The following is a 25222-nucleotide window of genomic DNA, read 5'->3' as shown; positions in this document are numbered from 1 at the left end:
GTCAGCGGCTGTCGCCCGCAGCGAGGACGGGCCGGTGGTCCGGACGGGCCAGCAGCAGATGCGAGACGCCGATCGAACGTTCCAGGAAGCCGCCCTCGCAATAGGCCAGATAGAACTCCCACAACCGGCAGAAGTGCGCATCAAAGCCCTGCGCCTGCACCGCAGGCAGCTGGGCCAGGAAGCGCTGGCGCCAGGCGCGCAGGGTCAGTGCGTAGGAGTGGCCGAAGTCCTGCTGGGCGATCAGCTGCAGGTCGCTGGATCGGGTCTTGGCGGCCATGATCGCGTTGATCGATGGGATGAAGCTGCCCGGAAATACATAGCGCTTGATGTAGTCGACGCTGCGCCGGGCCTGTTCGTAGCGATGGTCCTCGATGGTGATGGCCTGCAGCAGGGCAACGCCATCCGGCTTGAGCAGGCGTTGCAGTGTAGCCATGTAGGTGCCCAGGTACTCGGCGCCGATCGCTTCGATCATCTCGATCGAGACCAGCTTGTCGAACTGGCCATGCAGGTCGCGGTAGTCCTGCATCAGCAGCGTGATCTGATCCTGCAGGCCCGCCGCCACTACGCGTTGGGCGGCCAGCGCATGCTGTTCCGCGGAGATGGTGGTGGTGGTCACATGGCAGCCATAGTGCTGGGCGGCGTGTACCGCGAAACCGCCCCAGCCGGTGCCGATCTCCACCACACGGTCGCCTGGCTTGAGCTGCAGCTGCTGGCAGATGCGGTCCAGCTTGCGCCGCGAGGCGGATTCCAATGACTCGGATTCGCTGTCGAACATCGCCGACGAATACATCAGGTCCGGCGACAGGAACAGGGCAAAGAAGTCATTGCCCAGGTCATAGTGCGCGGCGATATTGCGGCGGCTGCCTTCACGGCTGTTGCGGTGCAGGCGGTTCCAGACCCGCAGCATCCCCCCACCCAAGCGGGCCGGGCCACGCTCCATGCCATCGAGCAGATCGCGATTGCGCACCAGCAGCCGGATCAGTGCCACCAGATCATCGCAGTGCCACTCGCCCTGGATGTAGCTTTCACCTGCGCCCACGCTGCCTTGCGCAGCAACCTTGCGATAGAACGCCGGGTCATCGATGGTGACGGTGACATGCAGTTCACCACGGGCATCGCCCAGCCAGACTTCGCCCAGTGCATCGCGCACGCACAGCCGACCGTCGCGCATGGGGGCAAGCTGGGCCAGCAGGCGGCGGCGCAGGAACGCGTCCAAGGCACCGGGGCGCGGCAGGGCAACCCAGGGAGTCATCGAGTTCATCTCGGTTTCTCGGCAAGAGTGGGATGGTCGTGTACCGGGTTGCGTTTCAACCACAGCCGCAGTGCGTGCCAGTGAATGGCGGCCACCACCTGGGTGGTCATCAGGGGATAGCAGGCCAGGACCCGGGCCAGCCCGCGGCCATCCAAGGCACGCCGCTGCATGGCCTGGGTGGCATCAAACTGGCGCACGCCGTCCCGCCAGACCTGCATGTGCACGCGCAGATCCTCTTCAGGGCGGTTGAACCGCCAGTCGTAATGGCAATCCATTGGCATGAACGGCGAGACATGGAAGCACTTGTCGAACCGCCAGCGCAGTGAGCTGCCTTCGTGCGTGGCGGTAGCGACCGGCAGCACATAGGCGTGCCGTTCCTTCCAGGGCGTGTTGGTGATCTCGGCGACAATGCAGTCCAGCGTGCTACCGTCGGCCTGGTAGCAGTAGTAGAAACTGACCGGGTTGAACACGTGCCCGGCAAAGCGGAGATGGGTGAGCAGGCGCACCGGGCCGGTCGGCCGGTAGCCAAGCGTGTGGGCAGCGTGATCGCGGATGGCATCGGCCAGTGGCCGTGCGGGATCGCCGAAGTAGTCGCTGCGGCGGAACTCGGCCAGGTTGCGGCGATTGACCGACCACAGCCAGCGCCCGGCGAACACCGTATCGAGTTCGTCCAGATCGAGCAGCAGCTGGGCGATGGGGTAACGGAAGGCATGCGGGTGCGGATGATGCCGGCGATGCATCACCTGCCCGATGTAGAGCGCGCTGGCACTCATGCCGCCACCTCATCCGCGGCGGATGCCAGCCGATGTGGAGCGCAGGCCTGCAGGGCATCGACCACGCGGCGGGCGCTGCGGATGCCATCCTCATGGAAGCCCCAGCCCCAATAGGCGCCTGCGAACCACGTATGGCGACGGCCCTGCAGTTCCGCCCAGCGCTGCTGTGCCCGCACCGCGGCGTGGTCGTGCACCGGGTGGGCATAGCGCAGCGTACGCAGTACTTTGGCCGGATCGATTGCCTCGCTGCGGTTGAGCGTAACCACCAGGGGCGTATCGCCGGGCAGGCCCTGCAGCAGGTTCATGCAGTAGCTGACCGTGCAGGGCGCGGCGCGATCCTCTGGCACGTGCGCGTTCCATGCCGCCAACGCCTTGCGGTTGCGCGGCAGCAATGACGCATCGGTGTGCAGCACCGCTTCATTGGTTTGATAGCGGATGGCGCCGAGCACGTCGCGCTCGATGGGGTCGGCGTCGCGCAGCAGCGCCAGCGCCTGGTCGCTGTGGCAGGCCAGGATGACCTCATCGAAGCCTTCCACGCCGGCCGCGCTGTGCACGCGCGCGCCCCAGGGCATGCGCTCGATCGACTGCACCGGGCACTCCAGCCGCTCATGCACCCGCCAGCGGGCGCGCAGGGCATCGACATAGCGTGCCGATCCGCCGCTCACCACCCGCCAAGGCGCGCGCCCGCTCATCTGCAGCATCTGGTGGTTGGCCATGAACTGGGCCAGGTAGCGCGCCGGGAAGTCCTGCACGGTGGCGGTCGGTGAGGACCACAGTGCCGAGGCCATCGGCAGCAGGTGCTCGTCGATGAAGGCCTCGCCATAGCGCTGGCTGCGCAGGTACTCGCCGAGCGTGGGGCCGTCTTCCTCGGCCAGCAGCAACGGCGCATCCCGATAGAACCGGCGCAGGTCGGCCAGCATGCCCCAGAATCGAGGTGACACCAGGTTGCGGCGCTGGCAGAACAGGCCATCCAGCGAGGTGGCGTTGTACTCCACGCCGCTGCGCTCGCTGTGCATCGAGAAGCTCATCGTGGTCGGCTGCGAAGCCACACCCAGCTCGTCGAAGAGCGCGGTCAGCAGCGGATAGTGCTGGGGATTGAACACGATGAACCCGGTATCCACCGCCATGCGTGTCCCATCCACCTGCACGTCGTGCGTGTGGGTATGACCACCGAGGTAGTCGTTGGCCTCGAACAGCGTGACGTCGTGCTGGCCATCGAGCCACCAGGCACTGGCCAGCCCCGCGATACCCGAGCCGATGACGGCGATGCGCATGTCAGTACCTCGCCTTGGCCAGGACCCACTCGGGGATGGGCTTGAGACCTTTGACCAGGCCCAGGGCGGCCATCGCGCGCAGTCCGTACCAGGTCAAATCCACTTCCCACCAGCGGAAGCCCTGGCGGACAGTGCCGGGGAAGAAGTGGTGGTTGTTGTGCCAGCCTTCGCCGAAGGTGAGCAGCGCCAGCCAGAGGTTGTTGCGGCTGTCATCGCGTGTGTCGAAGCGGCGGCGGCCGAATCGATGCGCCAGCGAATTGATGGTGACCGTGGCATGGAACAGCACGATGGTGGAGATGAAGAAGCCCCACACAAGCAGCTGTGGGCCGGAGGTGTGCAGGCCCGGTGCCCAGCGCTCCAGCCCGGCGCCCAATGCATACAGCGCTGCGGCCAGCAGTACCGGTACGGCCGTATCGAAACGGTCCAGCCAGCGCAGTTCGGGGAAGCGCGCCAAATCCGGTACCCGTGACAGATCGGTGGCGAACGCCTCGCGGGTCAGGAACCAACCCATGTGGCTGCGCCAGAAGCCGCCCTCGCGTGGCGAGTGCGGATCCAGCGGCTGGTCGGCATGCCGATGGTGATGGCGATGATGGGCGGCCCACCAAAGCGGCCCACGCTGCACGCTGGAGGCGCCGATGACAGCGAACACGAACTGCACCGGCCGCGATGCCTGGAAGGTCCGGTGCGAGAAATAGCGGTGATAGAACGCCGTGATGGCGAACATGCGCACCGCATAGAGCACTGCGGCGACGATCACCGCTGTCCATGAGATTCCGACCCAGAGCACAGCGATGCAGGCCAGGTGCATCAGTGCAAATGGCACGGCGCGCAACCAGTCGATGCGGCCGGGCTGTTCGCCGGTGGTCTCTGCGACGTTGCCGGTGTCGATCCAGCGCTGCAGCGTACGCAGCAGGCGCGAGCGTCGACGGGGGAGGGGCGCTACAGAGGCCATTGGGGGATCTCGGCGGGTGTCGTGTCTACCTGTACGCAGCAGCGCGTGCAATGGATGCGCTGCGACGCGAAGAATCTCGACTTCACCTGGGCGTCACGGCGCAGCGGTCGACCAGAGGACGCGTCCAGGCCTGCTGCCATTCCGCGGCAGTCTGCTCGGCAGCAGGCGAGCTGAAGCGCACCGTCACCTGCGGGTAGCTGCCGCGTGCATCGCGCAGGTTGCTGGTACCGCGGAATTCCAGCAGGCGGCGGTCGGTGCTGGCATAGACGAGTGACAGACGCGGGGCGATGCCGCCGTACCAGGTGTCCAGACTGACGTCGATCGACTGCCCATCAATACCCTGCCAACGTACCGGACCGATGCGCCGCACCTGCACCGGGAAGTAGCGCTGCCGCCCCGGCACCAGGAAGGGCAGACTGATGCGTTCGCCGCGCAGCAGCGCCGGCCAGTGCAGGCGCACCGCAGCGTCGAACCCTGCATCGATCACCGCGTCCGGCGGCAGTTCAAGCCGGCGCTGACGCGGCTGGCTGGCGGCATCTTCCTTCCAGGCAATCGACACCGAGTCGCCAGTGGCGTCGACTTCGGCGGTCTGGCCGCTGCGGCGGTCCTGCAGCGAATAGCTCCGTGCCTGCGGGCGGGCGCTGGCGGGCAGATGCTTGCGGGCGAAGGGCTGGCCATCCGGGCACTGGTACAGCACCCAGCGCTCGGCACCCTCTGTTGCCTCGCGCCGCCAGTGCACTTCACGGTAGAGGATGTCGCCCTGCGCGGAGGTGGCCACACCCTCACTTCGCAGCCAAGGTGCCGCCAGCGCGGCATGGGGCAGGCACAGCAGCAGCCAGGCAGTGCGCATGGTGTTCATCCGGAAGGGTAGGTCTCTCAGGTCATACGGCGGGGGCGCCCGGTTGGATGCGCAGTGCCGACTGCATCCAATGGCTGCCCCTGCACGTACAGAGGACAGACCTTCACCCGCCCGCCGCGAACGCAGATGTACCCTGACGCCGCCAGCACACTCCTCAACTTCGATACCGCACGTACCGTGTCCAGTTCCCAGCAGCCGAGCAGCGAGCCGACGAACTGGGCCGGTGACATGGACGGCGTGGCGCGGCTGCGCGACCGCGAGTGTTTCATGCGGATCTACGACTACTTCATGCCGCGGCTGTGCGTGTACCTGCGCGGCCTGGGCGCACCCGATGCCGTAGCCGAGGAGCTGGCGCAGGAATGCCTGTTGCGCCTATGGCTGCGGGCCGCCGATTTCGATCCGGCACAGGGGGCGCTGAGTACGTGGCTGTATCGCATCGCCCGCAACCTGCATATCGATCGAGTGCGCCGCGAGCGCAGCTGGATGCAGGTGCAGGCGGCAGTGGAGGACGCGGCGACGCTGGATGTGATCGAGCGCAGCAGCGCCGAGCAGTTCGCCGACCAGGCGCGTCTGCGCCAGCGCATCAACGAGCTGCCTGCGGTGCAGGCGCGGCTGGTGCGGATGTCCTATTTCGAGGCCAAGAGCCACAGCGAGATCGCCGAAGCGCTGCGCATGCCGCTGGGGACGGTCAAATCGCACCTGCGCCGTGCCTTCCTGCAACTGCAGGCGAAAGTGGGAGGTGTGCTGTGAATCCGCACCACCACCTGCACGAATCCACGCTGATGAGCTATGCCGCGGGTGCGCTGCCGGCGCCGTTGAGCATCGTGGCCGGTGCCCATCTGGAGCAGTGCCCGCATTGCCGTCAGCGCCTGCGCGATGCTGAGGCGATCGGTTCGGTGCTGCTGGAGCAGACCCAGCCGCCTGCAACCGATACGCGGCGCGAACAGTTGCGCGAGGCCATGCTGATGCAGCTGGTCGCGGAAACGCCGATGGCCATGGCGGAATCCATGCGCCCTATGCCGAAGGAGCGGCCCGAGGCCGATCCCGATCATCTGCCGGCGTCACTGCATCCCTACTTTGGCACCTCGCTGGGTGACCTGCGCTGGCGCTGGATGGCGCCGGGGGTGCACTGCATCCGGGCCGAACAGATGCCCTCGCTGATCATGCTGAAGATCGCCCCCGGCAAGTGCCTGCCCATGCACAGCCATGGCCGCAGCGAGCTGACTCAGATCCTGCGCGGTTCCTACAACGACGCGCTGGGGCTGTTCGCGCCGGGTGACGTTGCGGATCTGGACGAGGAGGTGGAGCACCAGCCGGTGACCGCGCCGGGTGTGCCGTGCATCTGCGTGTCTGCGTTGGATGCGCCGTTGGTGTTCAGCGGTTGGCTGGCGCGGAAGATCCAGCGTTTCGTGAAACTGTGAGGCGGGTGCGCTGATGGTCGGGACGGGTGCATTGCGGATTCTGTTGACCGGTGCCGCAGGCCTGGTCGGGCAGGGCGTGGTGCTGGCCTGCCAGCGCTCACCGCAGGTCTCCCGCCTGACCGCGCTGGTCCGCCACCCGGGTAGTCTGCGCGGCACCGGCAGCGAACTGATTGTCCCGGACTTTCTGCGTATCCAGGAGCGGGTGGAGGAGCTTGCCGGGTTCGATGCATGCCTCTACTGCGCCGGTGCGCCACCGGTCGGCACCGCCGAGGCCGAGTACCGACGCGTTACCGTGGACACCACGCTGGCGGTGGCCCGTGCCTGGGCGGCCGCGAATCCCGAGGGATGCTTTCTGTATGTATCCGGTGCGGGTGCAGACCCTCAAAGCCGGCTGATGCCGCTGAGGGTCAAGGGCGAGACCGAAGTTGCTTTGCAGGCCCTGCCGGTGCGCTCGGTGATGCTGCGCCCGGGTGGCGTCAGGCCGGTCGCGGGAACCGGCACCCGTCATGCCCTGTTGAAGCCCTTGTACTGGGGCGGCGCGCCGTTGATGAAGCTGGCCGGTGCGATTGCGCCTTCGTTGATGACCAGCAATCTGGCCCTGGGCCAGGCGATGATTGCACTGGCCGCCAGGGAGCATCCGCCGGCCACGGTGGAGTGCGCGGACATCAACCGGATCGCCGCTGGCATGCGCGATCCGGCGTCCTGACCTCAGTGCGGCGTCGCCTCCAGCGCGGTGCGCACCGCCGCTGCAAGATCACTGCGGGTAAACGGCTTTGGCAGCAATGAAACGGCGCGTCCCTGGCTGCCCACCTGGTCGTGGTCGCGTGGATAGCCCGACGTGAACAGGACGGCGACTTCCGGCCAGCGTTCACGTACTTCGTGCACCAGTTCCCAGCCCGACATGCCGGGCATCACCACGTCCGAGAACAGCAGATCCACCTTGGTATCGGGGCGTTCCAGCAGCCGCAGTGCGGAGGGGCCGTCGTGGGCTTCCAGCACGCGGTAGCCGAGCAGCCGCAGCGCATCCACCGTGTGGGCGCGGACATCGTCATTGTCCTCGGCCACCAGAATGGTTTCCTCGCGCGGTGAGTAACCCGCCAGGCCGGTCTGTGGGGTGCGTGCTTCGCAGGGCAGGGACAGCGGAGAGCGCGGGAACATCATGGTGATGCTGGTACCGCCGCCTTCCACCGAGTCGATCAGCACGTGGCCGCCGGACTGCTTGACGAAGCCATGCACCATCGACAGGCCAAGCCCGGTGCCGCGGCCAACCTGCTTGGTGGTGAAGAACGGCTCGAACACGCGCGCCAGGGTCGCCGCGTCCATGCCGTGGCCATTGTCGCGCACCCGCAACATCACGTACTCGCCCGGCGTTGCATCGGGAAACAGGGCGGCGTAGTCGTGGTCGAGGTGGCTGTTGTCGACTTCGATCACCAGCCGGCCGCCATGCGGCATCGCATCGCGGGCATTGACCGCCAGGTTCAGTACGGAGGCCTCCAGCTGGCTGATGTCGATCTCCACACACCAGATGTCCTCGGCATTGCGGATCTCCAGCTGCACCAGCTCACCCAGTGCACGCTGCAGCATGTCGTGCATGTCCAGCAGGCGTTCGTTGAGGTTGGCGGCCTGGCTGTGCAGCGGCTGGCGACGGGCAAACGCCAGCAGGCGCTGGGTCAGGCTGGCGGCACGGCCGACGCCTTTCAGTGCATTGTCCAGTGCACGGCTGACCATTGCCCCGGGTTCTCCGGCGCGTTCATTGAGCAGCATGGCGTGCTCGACGTTGCCGGAGATGACCGTCAGGATGTTGTTGAAATCATGGGCGATGCCGCCGGTGAGCTGGCCGACCGCCTCGATCTTCTGTGACTGGCGCAGCGCGTGTTCTGCTTGTAGCCGCGCGGTGGTTTCCACCGCCTCGGAGACCACGGCGGTGACCACGCCTTCGGTGTCCAGCAGCGGGCGGAACGAGAAGTCGAAGCTGCGCCGCCCGGTCGGGAGTTCCAGTTCCAGTGCATGCAGCGAACTGCGGCCCTGTACGGCTGCGGCGACGGCCTGGTCGATCAGCGCACTGATGCCATCGGTTGTGGCAAACCAGAGCGATTCCCCGAAGCGCGCGCCAACGGTGTCCTTCTTGTCCGCAAGCACCGCGGCCAGTGACGCGTCATTGGCATCAACCACGCGTCCGGACAGATCCAGCAGCACCTGATGCTGGAAGCTGGATTCGAAGATCGCCTGCAGGCGCCGCTTGCTGGCCCTCAACTCGGCGGTGCGTGCCTGCACCTGTCGCTCGAGAACCTGGTTGTCCTCGCGCAGCGCCAGTTCGGCCTGCTTCAACAGTGAAACATCGCTGCCCATGCAGATGTAGCCGACCACGCTGCCATCGGCCGCATGTTCCGGCACGCAGTCCATCTGCACGAATCGTGATTCGCCGCTGCGGTGGACCAGTTCGACCTGGAAGCTGGTGCGCTCGCCCTGCAGTACCCGCTCCAGGCTGGGCAGGGCGTGCTCGAAGGCGGAAATGCCGCTGACATCCCGTGCCGCGCGACCCAGCAGTTCGGCCAGGCTGACGCCGTGCCAGTCCAGGAACGCCTTGTTCGCGAAGCGGTAGCGATGCGCCGTGTCGAGCTGGGCGATCAGCGCAGGGACGGCATTGGTTACCTGCTGCAACTGCGCCTGGCTGTCGTTCAGTGCGGCCTGCGCCTGCACAAGCTGGGTGCGTTCATGGGCCTCCTGCCGCGCACGACGGATCGCATCCGGCAGGCGCTGCAGGCGCTGCTTGACCACGTAGTCGCGCGCGCCGCGGGTCAGCGCCTGCACGGCCAACTCCTCGGTAAGCGTGCCGGAGACGAAGATGAAGGGCGTCTGCGGAATCCGCTCGCGCGCCAGCGCCAGTGCAGCGTCGCCGTCGAATCCGGGCAGCACATGATCGGCCAGGATCACATCGAAGGCGCGATTCTCAATTGCCTCGATGAAGGCATTGCGGGTCCACAGGCGCTCGGCCTCGAAATCGAGGCCGGCACGCTGCAGCTGTGCGCTGATCAGCTCCGCATCAAGCGCGCTGTCCTCCAGCATGAGGATGCGCAGGCGCTCGCTGCGGCGCGATCCATCACGCATTGTGCTGCCCTGAGCCGTTGGGCCGATGCGGCGGGGGCTGGTTGGTGATGCCCCAGAACATGCCCAGCCCCTGGATGGCGTCGAAGAACTCCTTGAAGTCCACTGGCTTGACCACGAATGCGTTCACGCCCAGTTCGTAACTGCGCACGAGATCCTGTTCTTCGCGCGAAGAGGTCAGCATCACCACCGGGGTGCTGCTCAGCTGTGGGTCACCACGCACCTGTTCCAGCACTTCCAGGCCGTTCACCTTGGGCAGCTTCAGGTCCAGCAGCACCACCACCGGGCCGCCGTGCATGGCGCCGGCGAACTTGCCTTCGCAGCGCAGGTAATCCAGCGCCTCGGCACCATCGCGTACATGGATGACATCGTTCAGCAACTGGCAGCGCGACAACGCGGCCAGCGTCAGCTCGGCATCCTTGGGGCTGTCCTCCACCAGGAGGATCGGCCGCAGGTCCCTCATGGGTGATCTCCTGTGGAACGGGGTAGGGTGAAATGAACTGTGGCGCCCTTGCCGGGCTCGCCCTCGGCCCAGGTACGGCCGCCATGGCGGCCGATGATGCGGCGTACATTGGCCAGACCGATGCCGGTGCCTTCGAATTCTTCGACGTGATGCAGGCGCTGGAACACACCGAACAGCTTGTCCACGTAGCGCATGTCGAAGCCGCAGCCGTTGTCACGCACGAAGAAGTGGTCTTCGTCGACGTTGCGCTCGTGACCGACCTCGATAACGGCCTGCTCGCGCTCGCGGGTGAACTTGATCGCGTTGGCCAGCAGGTTCTGCCAGACCAGACGCAACATCGTGGGATCGGCCTCCACCTCCGGCAGCGGCGCCAGCGTCCATTGCACGTCGCGTCCGGCGTAGTCCAAAGCCAGGCTCCGGTGCACATCTTCGGCCAGCGCCGCCATATCCAGCCGTACCCGGCCGAGCGTGGAACGGCCCATCTGCGAGAAGCTCAGCAGATCGTCCACCAGTGTCCCAGCGGATTTGGCCGACTCCACGATCGTATCCAGGAAGCGGCGCTCGGTATCGTTGAGGCGTTCGCCGGCCGAGCTGCCCAGCAGCTCCGAATAACCGACGATGTGGCGGAACGGCGCGCGCAGGTCGTGGCTGACCGAATAGGAAAACGCTTCGAGTTCCTTGTTGCTGCGGACCAGCTGCTCGTTGAGCTCGGCCATTTCCTCGGCCTTGCGCAGCACGATATCGACGATGGCCGTGCGCATTTCGTGTGCGGCATCGCAGTCGGCGTCGGACCACGGCAGGCTGCGCTGCTGCACGGTCTCTTTCCAGGCTTCGAATGAACTGCGCGGGGACAGTGCCACGCCGGGCGCCGCCGCTTTGCGTGGGTCGCCACCCCAGCGCACGGTGCGCACCACTTCCGGGCGGAACCACATCAGATAGCTGTCGTGCAGCTGTGAAATGGACACCGCCAGTACGCCGCTGGCCACATCGGACAGGCGCGCGCCGGGCGCCCAGTCGGCTGCCAGATGGTCACTGCAGTACGTTTCCTGCCCGGTCTGCTGGGTAGCCAGCCAATCAGCCAGGGCCAGCACGTCGCTGGCGGGTGGGCACTCACCCACGCGCATGCAGTCGCCCTTGTGCACGATGGCCGCACCGGCAGCGCCGGTCAGCGACAGCAGGCTGGCTTCATCGTGGCGCAGCGCAGCCATGAAATCCTCGTCGCCGGCCATGCGTGCCAGCAGCTTGACCAGCACCGAACGGCGCGCCACGCGCTCTTCGATGGCGCGTGCACGCTCCTTCAGGGCGATCTGCAGTGACAGGATCTGGCCCATGAACTCGCAGGCAGTGCGCACGTGGTAGGGCAGGCGGCGTGGCTGCACCGTGTGGCAGGACACCAGACCCCACAGCTGGCCCTCGTGCACCAGTGACACCGACATCGACGCGCCAGTGCCCATGTTGCGCATGTACTGCAGGTGCACGGGCGAAACGCTGCGCAGCACGGCCAGGCTCAGGTCGGTGGCCGGCGCGTCGCGATGGTCCTCGGCCCGCATCAGCGGGGTAGGGGTATAGCTGTTGTCCGCGATCAGGCGCACCCGATTGCGGCGGTACAGCTCGCGGGCCTGCGCAGGAATGTCCGACTCGGGGAAGCGCAGGTCCAGGTAGGACGGCAACAGGCCGTTGCCATCCTCGGCGACCACGATGCCGTTCCAGCCGGGATCGAACTGGTAGACCAGGGTGCGATCGAAGCCGGTCAGCCGGCGCATGTGCGCGGCCGCCAGCTGGCACAGATCTTCCACGGTGGCAGCCGATTCGATGCCTGTCATCAGTTCGCGGATCGACGGATACAGTTCTTCCAGCGAACCAGGCTGGCCGGGAACCGGCGCCTCCAGCTCGATCAGCAGATCGGTGGCGGAGCGATGCACCAACAATTGATGGCGGCCGTGGCCATCCAGGTGCACGGCGCCGACATGCGCGCTGCTGCCCACCGTGGCCTGCTGGAACAGCGCCTGGAAGGGCGCCAGCACGCCGCCCAGTACCTCGCTGACATGCTGCATCAACGGTTCGCCGAGCTGCTGCAGCAGCCCGGGATGACTGACGGCGCGCTCGCGCACCCGCAGGGACTGCGGTTCAACGACCAGAAGCACGCCGTAGGGCTGGATCGCGCCGGGGGTGTGGATCGGTTCGCGCGCGCAACTGGACAAGGCAGTGTCGTGCGTGGACTCGGCAGAAGGCATCAAAGGCGGGACTCATGATTCGTGGATGGCTGGAATGGCCCAGCGTTGCATCCGGCATGCACGGATGGTGACGCAAAATCGTGCATTCGCATACCAGCACGTGCGTGTGAAGAACGTTTCATTCAAACCTGAATTCTTCATTTGAGCATTCCAACAGCACTTGCATGTTTCGCGAAAGGTACATGTGCGCTGCACGCGCGCTCGACACCCACTTGCCTAGGGTGAACGCACATTCCTGAGTGACCACGCCCCGTGAACCTGCAGACCTTGCCTTCAACGCCATACCGCATGCTTGCCGACAGCTGCCAGTTTGAGCTGCTGGATGTGGATGCCCTGCAGGATCCGGCCAGCGGGCGCCTGCTCCACCTGTACTCGCTGGTTGCGCGCTGTCTGTGCTGCGAAACGGTGTTCAAGGCGGAGGAAGGGCAAGGGCTGGTCAGCCACACCGCCGCGCGCGTGGTGCGATGCCCCACAGGTTGTGGCCAGCAGGCGTTCAAGCCGGCGTTGCTGCGTGCATGGCAGCCGCAGCGCGTCGCACAGGCCTGAGAGTCCTGATACGGGGTCACAGCACCCCGGGATTGGCACGCCATACCGCGAGGTTGAGCGCGGATGCGAACGATATCCAGGCCAGGTAAGGCAGCAGCATCACCGCCGCACCACGATGGATGCGGGCGAATGCAACGATCGTTGCGCACACCAGCGTGATCAGTACCAGGATGTCGACGAAGGCCAGCGCGCCCAGCTTCCAACCGAAGAACAGCCAGCTCCAGAGGGCATTGACGGCCAGCTGCACCAGATAGAGCACCAGGGCCGGTTGCGCGTTGCGCCAGCCGCGTTCGCGCCAGACCAGCCACGCCGCAATGGCCATCATGGCGTAGAGCAGGCTCCATACCGGGCCAAACACGCTGGCAGGCGGTGCCCAGGCGGGCAGGTTGAGGGTGGCGTAGAAGCTGGCGGCGGAGGCCGATGCCCATGCGCCGACTGCGGCCGCCGCAAAGGTGATCACGCCCCATCCCAGAAGACCCATAACCTGTGAACGCCGCTTCATTCCGTGCCGCTCCATCCTGCGTTTACCCGCTCATACGAACGGAAGCGGCAAATGGATGCAGCCCGGGGCGATCAGTCTGAAGAACCCGCGGCGCTTTCACCTTCGGCAGCCGGCAACAGCGAAGGGCGCTGATCGAACCATTCGCGCGCCTTGGCCAGATGCCACTGGCGCTGATCACCATCAAGCTCGATGCCCGCGCCCAGCAGCCCCCAGCGCAGATAGAGATCGCCACGCTTGCGCTGCTCCAGCAGATCCAGCCGCGCACGTACCGACAGGCGATCATTCTCGGCCTGAAGTCCGTCGATCACCAGATGCCCCGGGCGCCAGCGCAACGTGGCCTGTGCATCGACCTGGCCGGAATCCAGCAGGGACAGCGTCCAGCGCGGGTAGTCGGTGCGCTTGGCGAACACGGCCAGCAAGGGGCGAGCATCGCTCAGGGACAGATCGGTGGTAGCGTCCACCTGGAACGGGGACTGCGCGTCGATTCGCCCTCGTTTGAAGGCGGCGCGGCCCTTCCACGCCGTGGTGCGCTCGCTGCCGGCCACCTGCACATTACGCAGCTCCACGGTGGTGCCGGACAGATCGAAATGACGCTGGTTGAAGTCCCCGCGGCGAAGCGTCGCGTTCACGTCGACATCGCCGCCCATGTCCAGGCCCGCCACCTTGGCGCTGGCATTGCGAGCCAGCAGCCGCGCGGTGCCGTGACCGACGCGGCCATCGGTGTCGAGCGTGGCGTCGCCGCTGAGGCTGCCGGTGCCACGCAGCAGGCGCACCTGTTGGGAACCAAGGTAGCGGTTGTAGGCGGCCAGGTCCGGGATGGTCGCTTGGCTGAAGCGCAGCCGCGCACGAACGCCCTTGCGCAGTTCCTGCAGGCGGCCATCGCCGGTGAGGTCCACGGCCAGGTCGCGACCGTCGAACAGGCGTACATCCTTCGCATCGCTTGGGCGAGCGGTGAAGCGGGGCAGCCGGATCGCCAACTGTGCCTGAGTGGGGCTGTCGGCCTTCAGCTCGCCATGCGCACTGGCCGTGCCGGCCAGCCGCACGCCAGCGACCTCGGCCACGGCGGCAGCCGAAGGGATGTCCACGGTACTGCCTTCGATCAGTTGGCCATTGCGCAGGTGCAGATCTGCTTTCAGGGTGCCGCCGCCATCCAGCTGCAGCCACGGCTTGCGCACGAACAGGGCAGGGATCCAGTTGAGCGAGGTGAAGGTCCATTCGCCGCGCACGGTGCCGGAGCTGCGTTCCAGCAGCTGGGCAGGGTGCTGGAAGGGAACCTCGCGCCCGGTGATGTGCAGGTCGGCATCGATGCCGGCGGCCGAATCCGGGCGTGGCGGCAGGCGGGCCTGCAGGCGCAGGTCGTTGGCCACATTGAGCTGCAGGGCCAGCACGCCGCGATTGGGCGCGCCATCGCCGAGAAAGAGCGGCACCTGCCAGAGCGCGCGGTCACCGGGTTGCAGTTGGCCCTCGATCAGGTGGACCGCTAGTTGCAGGCGTCCGGGCACGGGCGCGCTGGAGATCTTTGGCGTTGTGGCATCCGTATCCATGCGCAGGCCCTGGCTGCGCGCATCCACCTCAAGTTGCGCATGCAACAGCTTCAACTTGGCCAGGCCGGGCGCCTGGTCGCGATAGTGCCGCGGATAGCTGAAGCGCGCGGTCAGATCCATGTCGCCCAGCAGCTGCACGCCGTCATAGCTGGTGTCTGCCTTGCTGAACGAGACCTCGGAATCGAACAGTTCCGATGGGCCGCCGCGCAGCTGCTTGAGGAACCCGACCGTGCCCTGGCCCTTGCCGATGATCAACAGCTTGCCGAGCCGGGCGCTGCGGATGCTGTCGCTGTGGATGGCGTCGAAACGCAGGGTCCAGCCCTGGTCGCCGCGCGGGGGCGACGGAATGGCGTCCTCGACGCGACTGATTTCGGCCGACACGCCTGTGGCCTGCAATCGGGGAACCCGCACTTCGCGACGGAACAGGGGCAGCACGGCCAAGCGAGCGCTCGCACGCTCGGCATGCAGTACGTAGACGGTGTGGTTGACGTGGCCGCGCATATGCACGTTCCAGGCAATGACGTGGCCCGGCAGCAGCGTGATGGCCGGGCCGGTCGTCATCACGAACTTGTGCGGCTTGCGGTTGGTGACCTGGTCGAACAGCGGGGTGTTGAGGAAGATGTTGCCGGTGAGCAGGTAGAGAACGTACACGCCCAGTAGAACGTAGCCAGCGACGCGCCATCGGTGGAACCGGAGCGGGATGCGCGCGGGAATAGGTGGCATGTACTGTTCCAACGGCTGGAATTCACTCAACTATTGCGGAACCGATGGCGGTGGCGCGTGAAGCGCGTGCGGGGCGCTTGCTGGATTCTGCTAGTGTCCGCCTTGTGCATCACGCCACTCCGCGAGGAATCGCATGGAAATCCGACCCGCCAGCGCGGACGACATCGAGACCATGTGGGTGATCTTCCAGGCCGCCATTGCGACGGAAGACGCGCTTCCGTTCGCCGGCACCTTCGAGGCCGGGACCTTTCGGAGCCATTGGTTTGGAGTGCAGCCGGCCTTTGTGGCCGTTCTGGAAGGGCGCGTGGCCGGAATGTACAAGATGGGTGCCAACTATCCAGACCTGGGAGCGCACGTGGCCAGCGCTACCTATGTGGTCGATCCTCGGGTACAAGGTCGCGGCATTGGTCGGGCGCTGGTGGAGCACAGTCTTGATCGAGCCAGATCGGAAGGCTTCCTGGCCATGCAGTTCAATTACGTGGTCAGTACCAATGCGCCAGCGGTTGAGCTGTACCGGAAGCTGGGTTTCGCCGTGGTCGGGACGCTACCGGCGGCGTTCCGGCATCCGGCACTGGGGTTGGTTGATGTGTATGTGATGCACCGGTTTCTATAGGGCGACGTGGGGTAGGGGGCTTACAGTAAGGGGCCGTCGCTGGTTCCGCGCACGAAGGCGGCGGCCAGCCGCAGCGCATTGTCGCTACCGCGATCGTCTCGCAGCGCGTGGACCAGCCGGGCGGGCGTGACACCCGTCCAGCGAACCAGATCATGCGTGGCATGGGCCTGATCGCTGTAACCGTGGCGCGCAGCGGCGGTCGCAATGGTCATGGTTTCTCCATCCAACGTGCGCAAGAACGCCTGCAGGCGGCGCACACGGGCGTACTCCTTCGGCGTCATGCCCACGGCCGCCAGAAAACGGGACTGTAAGCCACGCAGGGACATACCAAGCCGCCGCGCCAGTTCGGCGATGCGCAGATCGCCCTCCATCGCATCCAGCTGCGCAACGGCCTGTTCGACACGCTCGTCCAGAGCGAAGCTGGCACAGCGATCCCGCAGGACCTGCCAGAGAGGCTCGGGCGTGTTGGACACCGCACTGGCGCGTGCGGCTGCACTGAACGTTTCGGCAAAGAAGGCGTCCAGCGTGTACAGGTCCGGCGCCTGGTCGCAAAGCCCTGGCAGGCGGGCGCCGGCAATCAAGGCGCTCGCGGCAGGCTGCAGGCGCACGCCGATGCAGGACACCGGGCCGACAGCCTGCAGACGAATCGGGCCGCATTGCTGTGCAGCGAAGCAGAACGGCAGATCGGAGCGGATCCGGCCATCTGCCCCATGCAGATACAGCGGCACGCCCAGTTCCGCAAGCAACTCGCAGCGGCCATCGGGATAGATGACCTGCACGTCATTCCCGGGTGCATCGTCGCGCAGCCACCAGAGGCACTGGACATGACGGCGCAGGTCGTCGGGGGCAGGGCGCTCGCGGTAGTCCATGCGGCATCGGACGCCATCCTGCGCATTTTTACAAGCGCCCTTGGTGGCCCTGCCGCTAGCCTGCAGCCAACCATCCAGGAGGTCAGTACATGTTGAAGTCGAAGGTGGCGTTGTTGGGCGCAGGCCTGGCGTTGGGAAGCGGCGCGGCCATGGCTGCACCGGCCGAGTTTGACTGGCTGGCCGGGCATTGGTGTGGCGGTACCGAGGAGCGCAGGCTTGATGAGGTCTGGCTGCCCGAGGCCGGCGGCGCCTTGCTTGGCATGTCGCGCACGCTGAGCCACGGCGATATGGAGTCATTCGAGTACATGCGTCTGGTGCCTGCAGGCAAAGCGGCTGGCCTGCATGTGCAGCCCAATGGCGTGGCGCCGACCACGTTCGTCATTGCCGAACATGGCGCGAACTGGGTGGTGTTCGAGAATCCGCAGAATGACTTCCCGAAACGCATCGAGTACCGGCGGGATGGAACGTCATTGCAGGCGAGCATTTCGGGACCGGGAGATGATGGGAAGATCCTGCGGATTCCGTTTGACTATCGACGCTGTGGGGATTGAGTGGGAACGCTGGCCAAGAGTGAGGGTCAGGGATCTGAGGACTGGGGGGCTCTGGCTTCCTGGGCAGCGATCTTGCGCGTAACATAATATACATACTGCCGCCCTCGGCACCGCTAACCGCCTGAATTTGGGCGGTTTTTGCGTTTGCTAGGCCTGGCATCGACAGCGCTACCAGCGCGACGACCGCAGCCGCCGCGCTCATTCTGTCCAGCATGAGGCGCCATAGGGCCCTCTCCGTGGCTGACTGCGCGCGCTCCGCGTGGATCATGGCAATCCAAAGCGGGCCATCGAGTTTTCCAAGAGCGCAAAGTTGCGCAATTCGCTCGTCCGGGATCGGATTTCGACCGGAACGCCAGGTGCTGACGACTGCGCGGGTCATACCCAGGCGCTGAGCTAAAGCATTGTCAGAAGGGAAGTTTCCGGCTTCCCGGACCTTGTCAAGTAGATCGTTGACGCTGCTCATGTATGCGATTCCGTTGACATGCCGTTTGCGGATCACTATACATCGTCCCCGTATGCGGATTCGCATACATCGCCATCGGTACCCCAGGGCCGTTGGCGGACCCCCAAGAAGCTCTGAACAGGGACGCGAACTATGTCGAGGCGCAAGCAGAACGGCGCGCTACTTGTCCTGCGAGGAATTGATGACACGCATGGCCATTGCGCGGAACTCAGCGCACATCTGAATCAGCTCGTCGCCGACATCAGCGATCTGCTCACACAGGTCTACATCAAACGGCTCTACGTCATCTTCATTTCCAAGCGGGTGCCCTCCGTCCATATCAATGGCATCAATAAGGCCTTGCACGGCATCAAGGGCGGCGTTGATACGAGCGGCCAGCGGCGACGCGTCCAAGGGCATGTGCTTGAGGGCGTCAACTCCTACGTCAACGGGTTTCGAAACTGTCCGAAGTACTTTGGTGGTGATTCGAAGTCTTCCGTAAACTCGCTGATCCGCGGGCAAGCTCAGGAACCTGTCGACGCTACTCTTAACCAAAGCGGCGTCGGCGAGGGCCAAGATCGCGGAAGTTACGTGTGTCCGGCGCTCATCTGCTGCCGCTGCCTTGGCGTGACGAATTTCGTCCTTCCGCTGCAGGTGCCCGACCAGCGCAAAGAAAATTGCGCCGAGTCCAATAGCCCACGTCCCGTAGGCCGCAAGCCAATCAGCGTTACTTCCCGAGCCGTCGCCAGGAAGACTCCAGGTCATTTCTGCAGTCACCCATACGGCAGCAGCACCTACGACAAATGCGATGGAAATGACCGCTGCGAACAAGCCTACGGACATTTGAAGCCTGTTCTTTCCCATGTCGCCCCCTGTGGCGTCCTTGTCAATACGGGGATTCTGGCATGATCCAGCCCCTTTTCGCATTCTCCCTTCTCGCATCCATCGTGGCCGTCTCCATTGGCTGCGCCCGCATCGTCTCGTGGCTACTCGACCGGCGTGATTACACCGCCTCGCATCAGTCCCGCGAAGCCGTCTTCGTAGCCCAGGCCCGCGCCGAGCTGGCAGCAACCGGCTGGACCCCTGATCACGAAACCCTCTATCAGGCCGAAATCGCCGCCACCAAGCGCGGCGATTTGCTGGGCGCCGCTCGCTACGCCGAAGAGCAGGAGCGCGCCGCATGAGCAGGTATCCCTCATTCGCCGAGCTCGCCGAGTTCGATATGGGCCTCACGGCGTGCGCTGTCTTTCTCGCGCTCGCTCTCGGCGGGGCCATCGTCTCCATCGTCATCGAGCAGGCATGGCTGGCGCTTCGACGCCTGTGGAAGCTGCGGAAGGATCGCTCCAATGGCCGCTGATATTGCTGAGTTCCTCCGCGATCCGCTCGTTGTCGCGACTGCCGGCGGCGTGCTGGCGACGGTCGTGTATTGGACTGTCGTGTTCGCGCTGCGCAAGAAGGGGGCGGGCAATGGTCGGTGATCGCGCGGTGCTGGCCGAGTCGGGACTCCCCTCGTCTAACAGGGGAGTCAGTGAATTCAGGAACCCCGAGGGAACCCTGACGGTCGGCATTGACTGGTTCTCCGCCTCTGTAGACATGCTCGCAGTGTTGAACGAACTGGCATTCCGTGAGGGCGAGTCATACGAAGAGATTCGGCAGTGGGTCGATTTCAGCGCCGACAACGCCCGCGTAGTCGCCCTGCAGATCTTCTGCTGGTTCTTCGCCGGGCTGGGGCTGGAACTGGACGAAGTAGCAGGGGGAGGGCGGTTCTACCTGTGGCGCATCAAGATCCTCAACGCTGAGAAGAAGTTCGTTGGAATGATCGAACTTGGCGGCGAGAACTGCCGTCGTGCTGATGGCACCTATACCGCCCGAATTGAGTTGACCGGCGATGGATGTAGGGCAGTAGCAGCAGCGCGCTGCGGCCATGCGCAGCGGTGGCTGGAGCTTCGAGCGAAGCTCGAAAGCTGCGGCGGCAGAATCACCCGTATTGACGTGTGCGCCGATGATCTTGTGGGCAACTACCCCTTGCGTCTGGCACAGAAGTGGTACGCCCAGGGCGAGTTCGACAACCGTGGTCAGCGTCCCAAGGCACAGCTGGTTCACGACTACGACAGCGGTGACGGCAAGACACTTTACGTGGGCGGCAAGAAGTCGGAAAAGCAGCTGCGCGTCTACGAGAAGGGCAGGGAGCAGGGCGACAAGTTGTCACCGTGGGTGCGCTATGAGGCCCAGTTCCGCGCATCTAACCGCAAGGAACTGCCCCTCGACATTCTGCGCGACCCCGCCTCTTACCTGCTCGGCGCGTATCCAGTTCTGTGCTTCCTGCGCTGCGTTGCCACACGCATTGAGATCACGAAAGCCGCCGTTGAGGCGACGTGGAAGAGCGTTCGTCGCCACATCCGCCGTCAGTACGGCGCGGCACTGAACTTCATTTCCAAGAACTGCCCGGACGATCAGTCACTGCGGGCGGTAATCGATTCCTGCACTTCGCCATCGCTGCCGAAGTGGGTCACAGGTGACACAGCAGCGCACTGGCCCGAAATCGCGGCCGTACAACCAACCTCCAAGGGGTAACGAAATGATCAAGGTCACCGTACTGGATTCGCAGATCAACGAGCGTGGCGGCAGCTTCACCAACGACCGCAATGAGAACGTTGAGTTCACCACCCGCAAGCAGCGCGGCAAGCTGGAGGCGGATGGCTTCGCCTATCCGTTCGACGTGCGCCTGGACAAGGGCCAGCCCGGCTATCAGGCGGGCGAATACGAGCTGGATGTTCCGGCCATGCTGCAGGTCAATAAGGGCGTTGCAACCCTGAGCAAGTTCACCGTGCTGCGCCCGCTTCAGAAGGCAGCGCCGCGCCCGGCGGCGCAGGCCTAAGTCATGGCGCGGTACGTCTACGAGTGCCTGCAATTCAACGAGCAGACCGGCACCTGTGAGCAGGCCGGGTTCGTGCCGCGCACCGATATTCCCGCACTTACCACTGCCGAGGTGTCGGGATTGTTGTCCATGGTCGCAGTGTGTTTCGCCGTGGCCTGGGCATACAAGCAACTAGGCAGAACCATCCGTTCATAACTACCTAGCAAGGGGAAACAACATGTTGAGTGCATCTGAGGCCCTCGAGATCCTGGCCGGTCTCTCGGCAACCATCGGCCTGATCGGCGCGGCCAAGCTCGCACCGGCCGCAATCTCGGTCGGCTTCAAGTGGATCAAGGGCGCGATCTTCGGTTGATCGCGGTAACACCGGGGCCGGGCAATCCGGCCCCTTTCTATGGGGGGAGTCGTGATGCTTGGTCTATTCGTCCTCTGCGTCGGCAGTGCCGCGCTCTACATCGCGTTTGGTGACTAGATGACGCGCATTGCCTTGGCACCGCTGATTGCGGCGCTCTACTTCTTCTCGCCCTCGTTGCAGGCTGCTGAGTGTTCATCCAGCCCCGATGTGGGCTATATGGATTGCGAGGATCAGGGTGAAGCGTATGCAGCGGCATGGGCTGCGGCTACCGAGCAGGCGGCCCGATCTAACGCCGCTGGTGCCTTCACTTGGAACCCTATGATTGAGCAGGAGGGCAATGCCTATGTTGGCTTTGTTCGCCCGTCATATGCGTCTAGTGGGCGATACGCGTCAGTCAAGCGCGGGTGGAAGACCAAGTGCAGCGCACGCCCGTACGAACTCGGCTGGGAGGGCAGCGGTACCGCCGCCACGGTGAATGTCTGTCACAAAGGGTGCATGTATGAAAGCTCCCTTGATGCGGAGGCAACTGCCGGAATCGGCTACTCGCCCACCGGGGGCACATGCAAGGAAACGGACGCTCCTGCGCCGAAACCCGTGGGCGATGGTGGCGGCGATGATGGTGGTGGTACTGGGGGCGAGACTGGCGGCGGCGATGGCGATGGTGGCGGCGATGGTGGCGGTGATGGCGATGGCGGCGGTGATGGCGGCGGTGACGGAGGCGGCGACGGCGGTGGTAGCGGGGATGGCGACGGCGACGGGGATGGAGATGGCGATGGCGATGGCGATGGCGGAGAGAATCCCAGCCTCCCTGAGAACCCTACGTATCCCGGCGACGTGCCGATGCCCTACATGGATCCGCCCATTCCAAGCAGCTACCTCGGCCAGTGGTCTAGCGGCCTAGGCAACGGCTCCTGTCCTGCGGCCAAGGTTGTCTCAGTGGCCGTGGGTGGCTTCGGCACCAGCATCAATTTCGAGTTCAAACCGCTCTGCGATTTCGCACTGATGATCAGGGGTCTTGTGATCGCATGTGCTGGTATCGCAGCGGCTTACATCGTTTCGGGAGTGCGCAAATAATGCCTTGGTTAGCTGCGTTCCTCGTTCAACTCCTGGGCAACTCTCTGGCCCGTGTCCTCACTGGCGCGGGGCTTGGCCTTGCTACCGGCGCAGCGCTGCTGCCACTGGTCAAAGGTGCCCTCAACCTCATCACTCAGAAGTGGTCTGGCATTGCCGCCGATCTGGCGAACGTCATGCTGATGGCCGGGGCAGGGGAGGCAATTACCCTCATCGGCTCTGCCATCGTTACGCGGGTCGTGATCGACGCAGGCAAGGTCGCCGTACAGAAGGCAGCGTCCAAATGATGTATCTAATTTCGGGGCAACCCGGTAACGGCAAAACACTGCGCGCCATGTCGATGGCGCAGGAGTTCTACGAGCAGAACCAGCAGCAGGTGAAGGACGGCAGCGCACCGCCGCGGCGCTTCTTTACCAACATCGCGGGGGCTACTACGGAAGAGAATCCGAACGCCTTCCCATGGCTCGAAAAGCTGCCAGAACACAATGACTGGAGCCAGCTTCCCGATGGCTCCTTCGTGCTGTACGACGAAGCCCATTCCGATGGCAATACTCAGGGGCTGGAGCGCTATGGCAGGCTGTTCCCGTCCACCGGCAAGCCGGGTGAATCGGAAGACCCACGCATTCGCTCGATGTCCACGCACCGGCATCGCGGTTTCGATCTGGTGTTCGTCACTCAGTGGCCGAGCAAGATTCACCACCAGGTGCGCAGCCTAATTGGCTCGCACACCCACATGAATCGTACGTTTGGCATGCAGCGAGCTGGTGTCCTCACGTGGTCCCGTGTGCAGGCCGATCCCTACGATGAGCGTGTGCGCGATAAGGCCGAAGAAGAGATATGGGCCTACCCGAAGGCACTCTATGAGCGCTATCGCAGCGCCACGCTGCACACGGCAAGTCATAAGTTCAAGGTGCCCAAGCGCGTTTGGCAGGGGCTGTCGATGACTGTGGCCCTGATTTTCGGCGTGTGGATGGTCTGGTTCTTCATCGTTAAACCCTCGCCCGAATCCAACAAGAAGGAAGAGCAGGGGGCCGGGGCTTTGCCGGCCGTCAGTGCCCTGGCGCCCTTGGGCGCAGGCATGGCGGCGGCCCGGCCCCTCACCCGCGAAGAGTACGTGGAGAAGCACAAACCACGGGTAGAGTTCCAGCCGTGGTCTGCCCCTGCCTTCGATGACCGCACCGTGCAATCGCAGCCCGAGCTGTACTGCATGGCCTCCGGTACCACTGAGCAGGACACCACCTGCACGTGCGTAACGGAGCAGGGCACAAAGGCAAAGATTTCGATACCGATATGCGTGGCGATCGCACGCGATGGACCGGCCTATAACCCCTATCGAGCGCCGCGACAGGAGAGCGAACCGGCGCGGGATGATCCAGCCCGAGTCGTCGCTCAGTCCGGGGCCTCAGCTTCCCATGAGCCTTCGCCGCACTCGCTCGTTGAGGTTGGGAAACGCCCCTTGGGCACGTTCCCAGAGACGCCGCCTTATCCGGCCAGCTTCTAATTATCGTGACGCATCACGAGCACGCCGCGCCACTCTGGCTGCAGGCGCACGACCAGATGGTGGGACTACAATCGAGGCAGCGGCGATTCCTGAATCCAGCAAGGGGGACATATGGCAGTTCAAGTAGTCACGGTGACAATCAGCGACATCCTGATCATTGTCGCGACACTTTTGGGGCCGGTAGTAGCAGTGCAGGTTCAAAAGTACTTGGAGTGGCGTGGCGCATCAAAATCGAGGAAGCAAGCTGTATTTGAGGCCCTCATGACGACGCGAAATTCGGCGATGTCCATGGAACATGTTCGTGCCTTGAACATGATAGAAATCAGCTTCTATGGCAGAGGGCCGGGTCGACGTAAGCGAACCGAAGATGCGGTCCTCTCGGCTTGGAGCTACTACTTAGCGTTCCTCAATGATGTTGGGACCCGGATTAGCTCTGCCTCTATTGCGGAGAAATTCATTACTCCAGCAGAGGTTGACCGCCGCGTTGACTTGTTCGTTGAGTTGCTGTCAGCAATCGCATCTGATCTCAACTACAACTTCGAACGTGCCACCTTCAAGCCGACGCGAGCTTATATGCCTCAGGCCCATGGTGACGCTGAGGAACGAGCTGAGGCTATATCTGCTGCTGCGCTCGATGTTCTTACCGGTCGCGCTGCGATCACTACAAAGATTCAGCTGCCGCCTGACTACGGGTTTCGCCAGCATTCGCTGTGAGCCCTTCGGGGTTTCCAAGGCGTGCAGGGCTATGTCAATGGCACGCACAGAAAAGTGCTCCTACGGGGTGTAGGGGCAGAGCCCCTACGTAAGCGCCTCACACGCGCTGGCGAGGTCTCGGCCCTGGTGCCGGCGGGGCTGCCGTTGTTGGTTCGGCGCCGGGACCAGCCATCACCCTGGACAACCGCTTCTCGGTGCGCCGTTTGACAGCATCTCGGAGATCTACAACTTGGGCAGCCTTGTACGCCAAGGGTTTCCGCCGATCTCGAGCTCGAGTCTTCGAGCTCGCAGCATCCTCCATCAATCGTCGCCATTCCTGCGCCTGTGCGGCAGTGAGCGACAGCCAGGCCAGATCCTGCGGCTCCAGCTCGCGGCCTTCGGGGGTGACCAGTCGGCCTGCCTTAAACGAAAAACCGGCCCAAGGGCCGGTTAGGTTGCGATCACGCACAATCAGGCTCCATGCCACAGCAGGGCCGAGGGTCGAGGCAAGATGCGTGCCACCCACCCTCGAATTGCTTTGAACATAATATACATTATGCGAAATCATGAGTCGACCGACTCCGCGCCTTCGCCCCCCCCCGCA

The 25222-nt window shown here is 64.5% G+C and carries 29 protein-coding genes and 1 pseudogene; 16 read left to right on the top strand and 14 right to left on the bottom strand.

Annotation, left to right across the window (positions count from 1 at the left end; genetic code table 11):
* Position 1: 1 nt before the first annotated feature.
* The 5 genes from V3B48_RS00920 to V3B48_RS00900 all read right to left on the bottom strand — a co-directional run bounded on the left by V3B48_RS00920 (position 2) and on the right by V3B48_RS00900 (position 5101).
* Positions 2-1261: a cyclopropane-fatty-acyl-phospholipid synthase family protein gene (locus tag V3B48_RS00920; protein WP_329892994.1), complete on the bottom strand. Its 1260-nt coding sequence runs from the start codon at positions 1259-1261 to the stop codon at positions 2-4.
* Complete coding sequence (locus tag V3B48_RS00915) at positions 1258-2025, bottom strand: DUF1365 domain-containing protein (protein WP_329892993.1); 768 nt, start codon at positions 2023-2025, stop codon at positions 1258-1260. Before V3B48_RS00915 ends, V3B48_RS00920 begins: the two co-directional genes overlap by 4 nt.
* Positions 2022-3299 carry an FAD-dependent oxidoreductase gene (locus tag V3B48_RS00910; RefSeq protein ID WP_329892992.1) on the bottom strand — a complete coding sequence of 426 codons (1278 nt, stop codon included), beginning with the start codon at positions 3297-3299 and terminating at the stop codon, positions 2022-2024. The genes V3B48_RS00915 and V3B48_RS00910 overlap by 4 nt, the downstream gene beginning before the upstream one ends.
* A gap of 1 nt (position 3300) precedes the next feature.
* Positions 3301-4251 (bottom strand): acyl-CoA desaturase, encoded by a 951-nt coding sequence (locus tag V3B48_RS00905; RefSeq protein WP_032127330.1) that lies wholly within the window; start codon positions 4249-4251, stop codon positions 3301-3303.
* An 82-nt stretch (positions 4252-4333) separates the two neighbouring features.
* Positions 4334-5101, bottom strand: a complete 768-nt coding sequence (locus V3B48_RS00900; RefSeq protein WP_329892991.1) for a hypothetical protein — start codon at positions 5099-5101, stop codon at positions 4334-4336.
* 135 nt (positions 5102-5236) lie between these two features.
* Here V3B48_RS00900 and V3B48_RS00895 point away from each other — a divergent pair, with 135 nt between their 5' ends.
* Genes V3B48_RS00895 through V3B48_RS00885 form a run of 3 tightly spaced genes read left to right on the top strand, consistent with a single transcriptional unit; the run spans position 5237 to position 7237 of the window.
* A complete protein-coding gene (locus V3B48_RS00895) occupies positions 5237-5860 on the top strand; it encodes a sigma-70 family RNA polymerase sigma factor (protein ID WP_285302503.1) in 624 nt (207 codons plus the stop codon).
* A complete protein-coding gene (locus V3B48_RS00890) occupies positions 5857-6531 on the top strand; it encodes a ChrR family anti-sigma-E factor (protein WP_121503245.1) in 675 nt (224 codons plus the stop codon). Before V3B48_RS00895 ends, V3B48_RS00890 begins: the two co-directional genes overlap by 4 nt.
* 13 nt (positions 6532-6544) lie before the next feature.
* Positions 6545-7237 (top strand): oxidoreductase, encoded by a 693-nt coding sequence (locus V3B48_RS00885; protein ID WP_121503622.1) that lies wholly within the window; start codon positions 6545-6547, stop codon positions 7235-7237.
* 2 nt (positions 7238-7239) lie between these two features.
* Here the strand turns inward: V3B48_RS00885 and V3B48_RS00880 are convergent, their stop codons facing one another.
* The 3 genes from V3B48_RS00880 to V3B48_RS00870 are packed head-to-tail and all read right to left on the bottom strand — an operon-like array spanning position 7240 to position 12333.
* Positions 7240-9639, bottom strand: a complete 2400-nt coding sequence (locus V3B48_RS00880; RefSeq protein ID WP_125894041.1) for a response regulator — start codon at positions 9637-9639, stop codon at positions 7240-7242.
* Positions 9632-10099, bottom strand: a complete 468-nt coding sequence (locus V3B48_RS00875; RefSeq protein WP_032127326.1) for a response regulator — start codon at positions 10097-10099, stop codon at positions 9632-9634. Before V3B48_RS00875 ends, V3B48_RS00880 begins: the two co-directional genes overlap by 8 nt.
* On the bottom strand, positions 10096-12333 hold the full coding sequence (locus tag V3B48_RS00870; RefSeq protein WP_329892990.1) for an ATP-binding protein: 2238 nt from the start codon (positions 12331-12333) through the stop codon (positions 10096-10098). Before V3B48_RS00870 ends, V3B48_RS00875 begins: the two co-directional genes overlap by 4 nt.
* Before the next feature lie 252 nt (positions 12334-12585).
* On the opposite strand from V3B48_RS00870, the gene V3B48_RS00865 reads away from it, so the two are divergent.
* A complete protein-coding gene (locus V3B48_RS00865; RefSeq protein WP_032127324.1) occupies positions 12586-12879 on the top strand; it encodes a hypothetical protein in 294 nt (97 codons plus the stop codon).
* Positions 12880-12895: 16 nt separating this feature from the next.
* Here the strand turns inward: V3B48_RS00865 and V3B48_RS00860 are convergent, their stop codons facing one another.
* Positions 12896-13381, bottom strand: a complete 486-nt coding sequence (locus V3B48_RS00860; protein ID WP_329892989.1) for a TspO/MBR family protein — start codon at positions 13379-13381, stop codon at positions 12896-12898.
* Positions 13382-13452: 71 nt separating this feature from the next.
* Complete coding sequence (locus V3B48_RS00855; RefSeq protein ID WP_329892988.1) at positions 13453-15648, bottom strand: hypothetical protein; 2196 nt, start codon at positions 15646-15648, stop codon at positions 13453-13455.
* A 133-nt stretch (positions 15649-15781) separates the two neighbouring features.
* On the opposite strand from V3B48_RS00855, the gene V3B48_RS00850 reads away from it, so the two are divergent.
* Entirely contained in the window at positions 15782-16261 is a 480-nt protein-coding gene (locus V3B48_RS00850) for a GNAT family N-acetyltransferase (RefSeq protein ID WP_329892987.1), read from the top strand.
* Between the two features lie 20 nt (positions 16262-16281).
* Here V3B48_RS00850 and V3B48_RS00845 read toward each other — a convergent pair whose 3' ends face one another.
* Entirely contained in the window at positions 16282-17130 is an 849-nt protein-coding gene (locus V3B48_RS00845; RefSeq protein ID WP_329892986.1) for an AraC family transcriptional regulator, read from the bottom strand.
* Between the two features lie 89 nt (positions 17131-17219).
* On the opposite strand from V3B48_RS00845, the pseudogene V3B48_RS00840 reads away from it, so the two are divergent.
* A pseudogene (locus V3B48_RS00840) lies at positions 17220-17558 on the top strand (DUF6265 family protein); the annotation flags it as partial.
* Here the strand turns inward: V3B48_RS00840 and V3B48_RS00835 are convergent.
* Positions 17509-18144, bottom strand: coding sequence for a DUF3693 domain-containing protein (locus V3B48_RS00835; RefSeq protein WP_329892985.1), 636 nt, complete (start codon positions 18142-18144; stop codon positions 17509-17511). The pseudogene V3B48_RS00840 and the gene V3B48_RS00835 sit on opposite strands and share 50 nt — an antisense overlap.
* 159 nt (positions 18145-18303) lie before the next feature.
* Positions 18304-18966, bottom strand: a complete 663-nt coding sequence (locus V3B48_RS00830) for a hypothetical protein (RefSeq protein ID WP_329892984.1) — start codon at positions 18964-18966, stop codon at positions 18304-18306.
* A 62-nt stretch (positions 18967-19028) separates the two neighbouring features.
* Here V3B48_RS00830 and V3B48_RS00825 point away from each other — a divergent pair, with 62 nt between their 5' ends.
* The 10 genes from V3B48_RS00825 to V3B48_RS00780 all read left to right on the top strand — a co-directional run bounded on the left by V3B48_RS00825 (position 19029) and on the right by V3B48_RS00780 (position 24639).
* On the top strand, positions 19029-19307 hold the full coding sequence (locus V3B48_RS00825; protein WP_329892983.1) for a hypothetical protein: 279 nt from the start codon (positions 19029-19031) through the stop codon (positions 19305-19307).
* On the top strand, positions 19304-19480 hold the full coding sequence (locus tag V3B48_RS00820; RefSeq protein WP_329892982.1) for a hypothetical protein: 177 nt from the start codon (positions 19304-19306) through the stop codon (positions 19478-19480). The genes V3B48_RS00825 and V3B48_RS00820 overlap by 4 nt, the downstream gene beginning before the upstream one ends.
* A complete protein-coding gene (locus V3B48_RS00815; RefSeq protein ID WP_329892981.1) occupies positions 19470-19601 on the top strand; it encodes a hypothetical protein in 132 nt (43 codons plus the stop codon). Before V3B48_RS00820 ends, V3B48_RS00815 begins: the two co-directional genes overlap by 11 nt.
* On the top strand, positions 19591-20697 hold the full coding sequence (locus V3B48_RS00810) for a replication initiation factor domain-containing protein (protein ID WP_329892980.1): 1107 nt from the start codon (positions 19591-19593) through the stop codon (positions 20695-20697). Before V3B48_RS00815 ends, V3B48_RS00810 begins: the two co-directional genes overlap by 11 nt.
* A 4-nt stretch (positions 20698-20701) precedes the next feature.
* Positions 20702-21001 carry a hypothetical protein gene (locus V3B48_RS00805; protein WP_005413368.1) on the top strand — a complete coding sequence of 100 codons (300 nt, stop codon included), beginning with the start codon at positions 20702-20704 and terminating at the stop codon, positions 20999-21001.
* A gap of 217 nt (positions 21002-21218) precedes the next feature.
* On the top strand, positions 21219-21353 hold the full coding sequence (locus V3B48_RS00800) for a hypothetical protein (RefSeq protein ID WP_255211727.1): 135 nt from the start codon (positions 21219-21221) through the stop codon (positions 21351-21353).
* 117 nt (positions 21354-21470) lie between these two features.
* Positions 21471-22427, top strand: coding sequence for a virulence factor TspB C-terminal domain-related protein (locus V3B48_RS00795; RefSeq protein ID WP_329892979.1), 957 nt, complete (start codon positions 21471-21473; stop codon positions 22425-22427).
* Positions 22427-22711 carry a DUF2523 domain-containing protein gene (locus V3B48_RS00790; protein ID WP_024957393.1) on the top strand — a complete coding sequence of 95 codons (285 nt, stop codon included), beginning with the start codon at positions 22427-22429 and terminating at the stop codon, positions 22709-22711. Before V3B48_RS00795 ends, V3B48_RS00790 begins: the two co-directional genes overlap by 1 nt.
* Positions 22708-23925, top strand: a complete 1218-nt coding sequence (locus tag V3B48_RS00785; RefSeq protein ID WP_329892978.1) for a zonular occludens toxin domain-containing protein — start codon at positions 22708-22710, stop codon at positions 23923-23925. Before V3B48_RS00790 ends, V3B48_RS00785 begins: the two co-directional genes overlap by 4 nt.
* A gap of 132 nt (positions 23926-24057) precedes the next feature.
* The gene (locus V3B48_RS00780) at positions 24058-24639 is read left to right on the top strand and encodes a DUF6680 family protein (RefSeq protein ID WP_329892977.1); all 582 of its coding nucleotides are present in this window, start codon (positions 24058-24060) and stop codon (positions 24637-24639) included.
* A 97-nt stretch (positions 24640-24736) separates the two neighbouring features.
* Here the strand turns inward: V3B48_RS00780 and V3B48_RS00775 are convergent, their stop codons facing one another.
* A complete protein-coding gene (locus tag V3B48_RS00775; protein ID WP_329892976.1) occupies positions 24737-25186 on the bottom strand; it encodes a DUF3653 domain-containing protein in 450 nt (149 codons plus the stop codon).
* Between the last annotated feature and the right edge of the window lie 36 nt (positions 25187-25222).

Origin of the sequence: Stenotrophomonas sp. SMYL20 (assembly GCF_036320045.1) — a bacterium.
In the GTDB taxonomy this organism is placed as follows: Bacteria; Pseudomonadota; Gammaproteobacteria; order Xanthomonadales; family Xanthomonadaceae; genus Stenotrophomonas; species Stenotrophomonas maltophilia_A.
Note: the sequence above shows the minus strand (reverse complement) of the source record. Positions and strands in the feature narration are given on the sequence as shown.